This window comes from bacterium (assembly GCA_037131655.1).
Lineage (GTDB): Bacteria > Armatimonadota > Fimbriimonadia > Fimbriimonadales > JBAXQP01 > JBAXQP01.
This window is the reverse complement of record JBAXQP010000074.1, coordinates 1-10,407: the sequence shown is the minus strand read 5'-3', so window position 1 is coordinate 10,407 and position 10,407 is coordinate 1. Positions and strand designations below refer to the sequence as shown.

The 10,407-nt window shown below is 49.9% G+C and carries 9 protein-coding genes; all 9 read right to left on the bottom strand.

The genetic code is table 11. The features are described from left to right. Positions 1-1,347: Ni/Fe hydrogenase subunit alpha (locus WCO51_05105; GenBank protein ID MEI6512638.1), on the bottom strand; the 1,347-nt coding region annotated here is incomplete at its 3' end. A gap of 9 nt (positions 1,348-1,356) precedes the next feature. Next, positions 1,357-1,890 carry an NADP oxidoreductase gene (locus WCO51_05100; GenBank protein MEI6512637.1) on the bottom strand — a complete coding sequence of 178 codons (534 nt, stop codon included), beginning with the start codon at positions 1,888-1,890 and terminating at the stop codon, positions 1,357-1,359. After that, positions 1,883-2,596, bottom strand: coding sequence for a bidirectional hydrogenase complex protein HoxU (gene hoxU, locus WCO51_05095; protein MEI6512636.1), 714 nt, complete (start codon positions 2,594-2,596; stop codon positions 1,883-1,885). The genes WCO51_05100 and hoxU overlap by 8 nt, the downstream gene beginning before the upstream one ends. Further along, entirely contained in the window at positions 2,596-4,242 is a 1,647-nt protein-coding gene (nuoF, locus tag WCO51_05090; protein MEI6512635.1) for an NADH-quinone oxidoreductase subunit NuoF, read from the bottom strand. The genes hoxU and nuoF overlap by 1 nt, the downstream gene beginning before the upstream one ends. Next, positions 4,242-4,739: a bidirectional hydrogenase complex protein HoxE gene (hoxE, locus tag WCO51_05085; protein MEI6512634.1), complete on the bottom strand. Its 498-nt coding sequence runs from the start codon at positions 4,737-4,739 to the stop codon at positions 4,242-4,244. Before hoxE ends, nuoF begins: the two co-directional genes overlap by 1 nt. A gap of 43 nt (positions 4,740-4,782) precedes the next feature. Next, positions 4,783-4,983, bottom strand: a complete 201-nt coding sequence (locus WCO51_05080) for a hypothetical protein (protein ID MEI6512633.1) — start codon at positions 4,981-4,983, stop codon at positions 4,783-4,785. After that, complete coding sequence (locus WCO51_05075) at positions 4,976-5,989, bottom strand: dihydroorotate dehydrogenase-like protein (protein MEI6512632.1); 1,014 nt, start codon at positions 5,987-5,989, stop codon at positions 4,976-4,978. The genes WCO51_05080 and WCO51_05075 overlap by 8 nt, the downstream gene beginning before the upstream one ends. A 13-nt stretch (positions 5,990-6,002) precedes the next feature. After that, positions 6,003-9,626, bottom strand: a complete 3,624-nt coding sequence (gene nifJ / locus WCO51_05070) for a pyruvate:ferredoxin (flavodoxin) oxidoreductase (protein MEI6512631.1) — start codon at positions 9,624-9,626, stop codon at positions 6,003-6,005. Positions 9,627-10,156: 530 nt separating this feature from the next. Then, on the bottom strand, positions 10,157-10,407 hold a 251-nt coding region (locus tag WCO51_05065), incomplete at its 5' end, for a hypothetical protein (protein ID MEI6512630.1).

The following is a 10,407-nucleotide window of genomic DNA, read 5'->3' as shown; positions in this document are numbered from 1 at the left end:
GCATGGGTCATAGCAGCGGACTACCGCTTCAACCCTGTTAAGCATGCCTTCCGTTAGTTCATTCCCCTTGACGTAATGCTTGGCAACCTGCTTGACCGCCTGGTTCATCGCCAGGTTGTTATTACCGCTGGCAACGATCAGATTAGCCCAGGTCATCAGGCCATTATCGTCAATCTTGTAATGGTGAATAAGTGTTCCACGCGGGGCTTCGATAACGCCAACACCCTCATAAGCATTCGGCTCAGCATGAGCGCGAACATGGGTATCGAGAATGTTGGGGTTGGAAAGTAATTGCTCCATTCGCTCGATAGAGTAGAGAATTTCAACTAGTCGAGCGTAATGATAATGGAACGAGCTAAGGATGGCTCCACGTCGCAAAGCGCGATATTCGGCCCATTCTTGATCAGCTTTGGGTGTGCCGGCGCGATCAATAACATTCAATCGAGCAAGCGGTCCTACGCGATAGATGCCTTCCGGATAGCCAAGCGACTTAAAGTAAGGCATCTTGAGATAGCTGTAGGGTTCAACTGCTTCGCCGATATAATCGAAATAACGGGTGGGATCAACTTGATCGGCAACCACATTACCGACTGAGTCAGTAAAGCGAAGAACGCCGTCATAGTGCTCAAGCAATGCGTTTTGATCGGGTTGGTCACTTTTGGTAACGAGTCCCATGAACATGGTCGGGAAGTTGCCGAAGGTTCGGATTTCTTCACGATATGCCTCGAAAGCGCCTTTATACCAATCCATAGATGCCAAAATCATCTTCATGGCATCGGGGATCATCGCAAGTATCTTCTCACGATTTTCCTCTGAGAGCGGAGCATTGACACCGCCGGGAACGATCCATGCAGGGTGAACGCGCTTGGCGCCTAGCATTTCGATAACCTGCTGGCCGAACTGTCGGAGTTTAATTCCGTAGGTCGCCAGTTCAGGATATTGACCCGCAACGCCTAAGACGTTGCGGATTGCCGGATCGCCATCCATGCCAATTAGCAAGTCGGGCGAAGTCAAGTGGAAGAAACTCAGCGCGTGCGATTGAACGTACTGTGCGAAGTTCATCAGCTTGCGAAGGTTAGCGCCTGTTTCAGGGATTTTAACCGCTAAAAGCGCATCGCAGGCTTTTGCCGAAGCCAATAAGTGGCTTACGGGGCAGATACCGCAAATGCGGGCGGTGATCGCCGGCATTTCAGTAAATGGCCGTCCCTCGATAAACTTCTCAAAACCTCGGATCTGAGTAACGTGGAGGAACGCATCCGCCACATTGCCGGCATCATCCAATTGAATGGTGATTTTAGCGTGCCCCTCAACGCGAGTGACGGGATCAATTGTTATAGTTCTGGACATAAGTTCCTCCTAAATCCCGAACCGGGTTTTACCGGCTAGATCGGGTATTCGCCCTTCGACTAATTCAGAAAGGACATAGTAAATAGCATCCGCTTGTGGTGGACAACCAGGAACGAAAAGATCCACCTTGACGAACTCGTGAAGTGGTAGCGCTTTGGGTAGCAACGCAGGAATGCCGACATTAGGTGTTTGCGCTTGGATGGTCGCATTCTCATAATAGGCGCGATCCAACACAGCTTCACATGTATAGTAATTGCGCATACCTGGAACGTTTGCGGTTACAGCGCAGTCGCCGAGAGCGATCAAAAACTTGCTTCGTTCTCGAACGATGCGTATCTTGTGCTCATCCTCAACGCTTGAAACAGCGCCTTCGACTACTGCCACATCTACGCCTTCGGGGAACTCTTTAATATCCACGAGAGGGCCATAGACCAGCTCAATCTTGCCGGCTAAAGCGATAATTCGCTCGTCCATATCCAGCAATGACATATGACATCCGGAGCACCCATCTAACCAGAGAGTAGCAATCCGTGGTTTACTCATTTTCGTTCCTCCGCATAAGGGTCAGGTAGGGCAGGAATTGTTTACGCTTTCTCATTTCCCCAGCGGACATCCCCTTTTCGGACAGCGCGCCGGTGGGACAGACATTCACGCATTTGCCGCAACTAGTGCAGCTATCTGAATCGCCCCATGCTTCACTGAGATCGTTGATGATTCGGGCCTTGATGCCGCGTCCCATGATGTCCTTGGTATGAGCGCCTTCTATGGAATCGCATACACGAACGCAGCGAGCACAGAGGATGCACCTGTTATGGTCAAGGACAAACTTGGAGTGCGAAGCATCGACAGGTAGACGGGGATAAAGATAAGGAATATGCAGATGGTCCATACCTAAGTTCATAGCAAGGCTCTGCAATTCACAGCCCCCGTTGGAGACGCAAACCGAGCAAACATGATTTCGCTCAGAGAACATGAACTCCAAGATCATTTTGCGGTACTTAAGCAGCCGCTCCGAATTGGTCGTGACTTCCATACCTTCTTCAACGCGTGTAACGCAGGACGGGAGAAGTTTCGGTGTACTCTTCAACTCCACCACGCACATGCGGCAAGCGCCTGTAGGCATCAGCCCTGAAAGGTTGCACAGAGTGGGGATTTCAATTCCATGGTCTCTTGCAACATCAAGAATAGTTTGGTCGCCACGGCCGCTCACATCTTTGCCGTCTATTTTAAGCGTTTTAACTTCGCTCATTAATGCACCTCCGCTGGAGCGTGAATTTTGCAGACTCCGGCAGGACAGCGCTTATCAATGATATGCGCTAGATATTCATCTTTAAAATACCGGAGTGTACTGGTTACAGGGTTTGGCGAGGTCATACCAAGACCACAGAGGCTGGTGTTGCGAACCATATCGCCGAGTTCCTGAAGCAAGTCGAGATCATCCATCGTAGCAGAGCCATCGGTGATCCGAGTTAATATCTGGTACATCTGCGCAGTGCCGACACGGCAGGGAACACACTTGCCGCAAGATTCACTCATGCAGAAGTCCATAAAGTAGCGAGCGACGTCAACCATGCAGGAAGTTTCGTCCATTACGATCATGCCGCCTGAACCCATGATAGAACCTACGGATGCCAGCGATTCATAATCCACAGGCATATCGAGGTGCTCTTCAGGAATACATCCGCCTGAAGGGCCACCGGTTTGAACAGCTTTATACTTCTTGCCGTCAGGGATGCCTCCGCCGATGTCGAAGATAATCTCGCGCATCGTCATTCCCATCGGAACTTCGATAAGGCCGGTATTCTTAACTCGGCCGGCGAGTGCGAAGACCTTAGTGCCTTTGCTCTTTTCAGTGCCGATACTTGCAAACCACTCGCCGCCATTTCTGAGAATGGGAGCAATGTTCGCGAAGGTTTCAACATTGTTAATGAGCGTTGGGCAACCCCAGAGACCGGAGTTGGCAGGGAATGGAGGTCTGGGTCTTGGCACACCTCGATTGCCTTCGATAGAGGCAAGCAAAGCAGTTTCTTCACCGCAGACAAACGCGCCGGCTCCAAGTCGAATATCGACATTAAAGTTGAAAGTTGAGCCGCAAATGTTGTTGCCCATAAAGCCCAGCTTCTCCGCCTGACGGATGGCCGTCTTCAATCGTTTAACTGCAAGCGGGTATTCAGCTCGCACGTAAAGGAAGCCCTGAGTTGCGCCGACCGCATAAGCAGCGATGGCCATTCCTTCGAGCACCCTGTGTGGGTCGCTCTCAAGAACGCTTCGATCCATAAATGCGCCTGGGTCGCCTTCATCAGCGTTGCAGACAACATATTTTTGATTTCCGTTAGCTTTGGCGACCATACCCCACTTTAGACCGGTGGGGAAACCTGCGCCGCCTCGTCCTCGAATGCCACTCTTCGTGACTTGTTCGACGACTTCGGCATGTGTCATATCATTGATAGCTTTATTAAGCCCGGAATAACCATCGGCAGCGATATACTCCTCGATGCGTTCGGGGTCAATGACACCGCAGTTTTCGAGGACGATCTTCTGCTGACGGGTGAAGAAGGGAAGTTGATAATCACCCTTAATACGCTCGACCGGCTTAGTATCCAAGCTGGCAATGATATCAGCGGCATCTTCAGGTTTAACAGCTTCATAGAGAGTTCCAGTGGGCATAACCGCAAGCAAAGGACCGGCAGTACAGAGGCCAAGGCAGCCAACGCCTTTTACTTTGCAAGTATTCTCCAAACCCTTCGCTTTAATAGCTTCTTCTAGAGCGGTTTTAACTTCACCACTATGAGTGGATAGACATCCGGCGGCTACGCACACACGGATTTCATATTTAAATTGCTTTTTCGCCTCGTTTTCAGTCTCGGCGATTTGTCTTAGTTCTTCATGAGGCATTATTGAAGCCACCCCCGAATCTTTTCAATTACTTCAGCAGGTGTCTGCTTACCGCTGACTTCGCCATCGAGCACGACTGCCGGAGCTAACCCGCAAGCGCCCAGACATCGTGCCGTTATGAGGGATAGTCTATTATCAAGAGTGGTCTCACCCGGTTCGATTCCTGCCATTTCTTTAATGGCATCAAGGATATGACCTGCGCCTTTAATGTAGCAGGCGGTTCCGGTACAGACCACGCACGTATGTTCACCCTGTGGTTTCAGTGTAAAGAAGTGATAGAACGTTGCCACCCCATAGACTTTGCTCAGGGGCAATCGCAGAGAGGCTGCTGCGTAACGAAGTGAATCGTCATCTAGAAAACCGAATGCCTCTTGAATTGTGTGAAGAGTTTCAATGAGCGCATGGGATTTATTACCATGACGCCGCATTGTTGCGTCCACAATCCGCCATCTCTTATCATCGGAGGGCGGGGAAGGCTTAACCAAATCCGTTATCATATGATTGCTACCTCCTAACTATATAATAAACTCATCGACCCATTTATGAGCCGGTATAAACAAAGCTGTTCGTTCCTATCCCGATTGTAACTTCGGAAGCTGAAAGTATTCGCCTGATATTAGTGACATATTTCACAATCATGAACACAAAAAAACCAAACTCAATCAACTTCAGAAGGGAATGTCTAAGAAGAACTTTTCCGGCCAGCCGAAGCCAGCCGGATTGGTACTTCAGTTTAGACAAACTTTCCTGTCGGGTCCTGGCTGATAGAAGTCAGGACCTTCATATAATTGGCTCGTTCGAAGGCAGCCGGTTCAGCGATATTCTTTTGGCTCATGCTGCCGCGCATCTGTTGAACGGAAGAATATTCGTTCGCTTCCATCCAAGCGGTCATGTCTTTAAGAATTTCTCCGATACGACCGACTCCGCCATGAAGCAGCTCAGACACCACTTGTGTAACATTCGCTCCGGCCATAAGAGCCTTGAGAACATCAAGGTGAGTATGAACTCCGCTTGATATTGCAAAATCAACTTCGACCCGACCATGGAGAATGGCAATCCATCTTAACGGCAGGCGCATATCGTTTGAATTGCTCAACACGAGGGTCGGCTCAACTTCCATCGTTTCCAGATTAAAATCAGGCTGATAGAAGCGGTTGAACATAACCAGGCCTTTAGCGCCGCTTTCGGACAGTCTCTTTGCCATATAAGCAGTTGAACTGAACTGAGGGCCGACTTTAATGGCCACTGGAATAGAGACGCTTTGGCTGACTTGCATCAAAGTGTCGACATACATCTGATCGATTTCCTGGCCGGTGATGGCAGGATCGGTTGGGACGTAATAGACGTTTAGTTCAAGAGCATCTGCGCCGGCTTGCTCGATTTGTTTGGCGAAATTAGTCCAGCCGCCTTTAGAGAGGCCATTGAGACTGCCGATAATAGGTATTTTCGTCGCCTTCTTAGCATCACTGATCAGCTTCAGATACTCATCTGGGCCGATATTATAGTTATCCAGTTCAGGGAAATAGCTCAGCGCTTCGCTGTAAGTATCTGTGCCGTAGCTTAGATAATGATCCAGCTGCTTACTCTCGGCGTCGATTTGCTCCTCAAACAAGGAGTACATCACAACAGCGCCTGCGCCTGCATCTTCCATTCGTCGAATGCCATCGAGGCTCTTCGAGAGTGGCGATGCGCCTGGCACGATCGGGTTCTTAAGGGTCATGCCCAGATAGGTGGTAGTTAAATCCATCTTACTAATCTCCTTATTCTGCCCCGGCTTTTGCGCCCACGTTTACGGGTGCGCTGCCGTTGCCTGTTGTTTCAGCATCCTCTGCGTAGAAGGTGGACATATGCTTGTACAATCGCCATCTTCGTATGACATCCTTCTCGGCTTCATGCAGAAGTTTTTCGGCTCCGCCGGGGTCACTCTGTATGAGCATACGGAACCTATTCTCCGAGTAGATATAATCTTTCAGCGGAAGAGTAGGCTCGCGGCTATCGAGTTGGAATGGGTTCTTTCCTGCATCAGCAAGTCGTGGATCGAACCGATACATCGGCCAATAACCGCTATCAACGGCCATCTTTTGCTGGTTCAAACCCTTCGTCATATCGATGCCATGAGCGATACAGTGACTGTAGGCGATAATCAATGAGGGTCCTTCATAAGACTCAGCTTCTATAAACGCCTTAACTGTCTGTGCGTCGTTTGCTCCCATCGCAATTTGGGCGACGTAGACGTTGCCATAGGCCATTGCCATTCGGCCAAGGTCTTTCTTAGGAGCAGGTTTGCCTGCCGCAGCGAATTTGGCAACAGCGCCGCGCTGAGTTGACTTCGATGCCTGGCCACCCGTATTCGAGTAGACTTCGGTATCGAGCACCAACAGGTTCACATTGTGGCCGGTGGACAGTACATGGTCGAGACCGCCGTAGCCGATGTCGTAGGCCCAACCATCGCCGCCCATAATCCAGACATTCTTCTTGACCAATACATCAGCCAAGCTCATCAGAGTTTTCGCCTTAGGCTCGTTGAATTTGACCAACTTCATCTTCAGCGTTTCGACGTTCGCTCTTTGGGCTTCAATTCCTACCTCATTCGATTGATCGGTATCGAGTAATGCAACAGTTAGGTCGGCACCAATGATTTCCGTGAGGTCAGCAACCAGATTTCGCGCATAGGCGACTTGTTGGTTGATGGTCAAGCGGAAACCAAGACCGAATTCGGCGTTATCTTCAAAGAGCGAGTTGCTCCAAGCTGGACCGCGTCCCTCTTTGTTCTTTGCCCAAGGCGTGGTTGGCAAGTTGCCTCCGTAGATACTGGAACAGCCTGTGGCGTTGGCAATAACGGATCGTTCGCCAAATAGCTGACTGAGCAGCTTGACATAGGGGGTCTCGCCGCATCCAGCGCAGGCTCCTGAGAACTCAAAGAGTGGCCGCAGAAGCTGGACGTTCTTAATCGAGTTGAACTTAACATCGCTCGTTCGCGATGTTTCTGGCAAGTCAAGGAAGAACTCCCAGTTCTTAGATTCTGTATTGCGTATAGGGAGCTGTGGCGTCATGTTAAGGGCTTTACGGCCGATATTGGTCTTGTCCTTGCCAGGGCAGACTTCAACGCACACCGCGCATCCCGTGCAGTCTTCAACCGAAATCTGAATGGTGAACTTTTGTCCAGGAAGTTCTTTCCACTTTGCATCAGTGGACTTGAACATCTCAGGAGAAGCATCAAGCAGTTTAGGGTCGTAGACTTTTGATCGAATAACGGCATGCGGGCAGACTAGGACGCACTTTCCGCATTGAATACAAAGATCGGATTCCCAAACGGGCGCGTCCTGAGCGATATTTCGTTTTTCCCACTGGGTGGTGGCAGTGGGGAAGGTGCCGTCGGCGGAAAGCATGCTGACCGGCAAACCTTCGCCGCGCATCGCAATCATCTCACCGAGAACGTTCTTTACATAATCAGGAGCGCCAGCAGGGACAACCGGCGGAAGCTCGAAAGTGCTTGTGACGGTTGTCGGCACTTTGACTTCTTGCAAGTGAGCCAGTGACTGGTCTACCGCGTCGCAGTTCTGCTGAACAACCGCTTCGCCGCGCTTACCGTATGTCTTTTGGATCGCAGCTTTAATATGGCTAATCGCTTCATCCACCGGAATGACGTTGCTGAGGGCGAAGAAGCAAACCTGCATGATGGTGTTAATACGGACACCCATCTTCGTCTTCTTTGCCACGTCATAAGCGTCAATTACGAAGAACTTAACTTTCTTGGCGATAAGTTGCTCTTGAACTATTCGTGGGAGTTGATCCCATACTTCTTCAGCGCTGAATAGACTGTTCAATAGGAACGTGCCGCCTTCAACCAAGCTGTCAAGCACAGCATATCTCTCAAGGAACCCGCTTTGGTGGCAGGCCACGAAGTTGGATTGTTGAATAAGATAGCTGCCTTTTATCGGGTTAGGCCCAAAGCGCAGGTGGGAAGTGGTGATGCCGCCTGACTTCTTAGAGTCGAATACAAAATAGCCTTGTGCAAAGTTCGGAGTATCTTCACCGATGATTTTGATGGAGTTTCTGTTCGCGCCAACAGTACCGTCAGAGCCAAGACCCCAGAAGATTCCTCGAACGACTTCCTCCGGTTCGATGCTGAACTTTTCATCATAATCGAGGCTGAAGTTGGTCACATCATCGTTAATTCCAATGGTGAAGTGAACCTTTGGTTTAGGCTTTGACATTTCGTCGAATACCGCTTTGACCATCGCAGGAGTAAAGTCCTTGCAGGAGAGGCCATAACGTCCGCCGATAATGCGCGGCAGGTTCTTGAATGGTGCTGTACCATCGGAAAGGCCTTCGCTGATAGCTGTAACCACATCTTGATAAAGAGGTTCGCCTGCAGAGCCAGGTTCTTTGGTTCGATCTAGAACGGCAATTGATTTAACCGTTGCGGGCAGAGCGCTGAGTAGATGCTTGGTTGAGAACGGTCGGAAGACGCGGACTTTAAGAACGCCGATCTTTTCGCCTTTTTTAATGAGGGATTCTGCAGTTGCATCAACCACATCCGCGCCGGAACCCATTATAACCACTACACGCTCGGCATCCGGAGCGCCTACATAATCAAAGAGGTGATATGAACGCCCTGTTATAGAAGCGAACTTATCCATTTCTTGTTGGATCATCTCAGGAGCGGCAAGATAGTATGGGTTTACTGCTTCGCGAGCTTGGAAGTAGACATCGGGGTTTTGGGCAGTTCCACGCAGGACCGGTCGATCCGGTGAAAGTCCTCGCAGCCGATGAGCGGTAACCAATTCCTCATCGATCATTGCCCGAATATCTTCTTCTGTTAATTGCTCGATCTTCGCTACTTCATGAGAAGTACGGAAACCGTCAAACGCATGTATGAAAGGGACACGCGTTCTTAAAGTGCTGGCTTGTGAGATAAGCGCGAAGTCATGAACTTCTTGGACTGAGTTGGAGAACATCACACCCCAACCGGTGGCCCTACAGGCCATTACGTCAGAGTGGTCGCCAAAAATTGATAATGCGCTGGCAGCTAATGAGCGGGCGGTGACGTGAAATACCGCGCTGGTAAGCTCGCCTGCGATTTTATACATGTTGGGAATCATCAGCAGCAATCCCTGGCTGGCGGTGAAGGTGGTTGTCAATGCGCCAGTTTGAAGCGCGCCGTGGCAAGCGCCTGCCGCGCCTCCTTCGGATTGCATTTCTTGAATTAAAGGGATCGTTCCCCAAATGTTTTTCTGTCCTTTGGCTGCCCATGTGTCGGCCAATTCACCGATGGGGGTCGAAGGGGTGATGGGGTAAATTGCTATGACCTCATTCGTCTTAAAAGCGATATAGGCTGCTGCTTCATTACCTTCAATTGTTACTTGTTTACGTATCGCCATGATGGTGTCCTTTCCTGATAGCTCACTAGGAGCTATTTTCTGACCATGGACCCGTGACTGCTTTTAAAAAGAGCTTAGGTCCTACTTTGTTACGAAATAGAGACGTCCAATTCCGCAGAAGTCTTTCTATCGGATATGTACAGCAATGCTAGGTGTAGTCCTATTGCGCGAGGCAAGTGTTGTACAGCTATAAATCGTCTTGCGGGCGTTGCTGTTCCGCTCAGTGCATAAACTGCACGTGAGGAAATTGCGCTCAGTCCGAATGGCCAGGGTATGGCTATTCAACGCCGATCCTTGCGCACATTTATTATGGCACACCAATCTGTGAAATGTTACGCAATATCAAGTGAATTATGGGAAGATTTGGGGGGCGGATTGCGTATTAAGAAGTAGGTTGGTTAAGTCAAACAGTTTTCATAATTTGAAGCTATCACAGCGTGATAACAAAAAAGATGGCATAAATGTCAACGCCATCTTCGAGGTTAAGAGAAGATGGCGTTGAGCTATTAGCAGTGGAGTAAATCTAAGGCTCAGGGGCGTATGATAGTTCGTCCGGGATCAACAGTTGGTGCTGGGAGTTCAGTTTTGCGGACTAAAGCTAAATCCTTAGCAGAGAACTGATAAAGGGTGCTACCTCGGACAACATAAACGAATTCAGCATTGGCTGACACTGAGGCGCCACCGCCAAATCCACCTGTAAATCCACCTCTATTACCGCCTGATCCACCACTATTGCGGCCACCGTATCCGCCACCGGGATTATTACCCCCAGGTCCCCCTG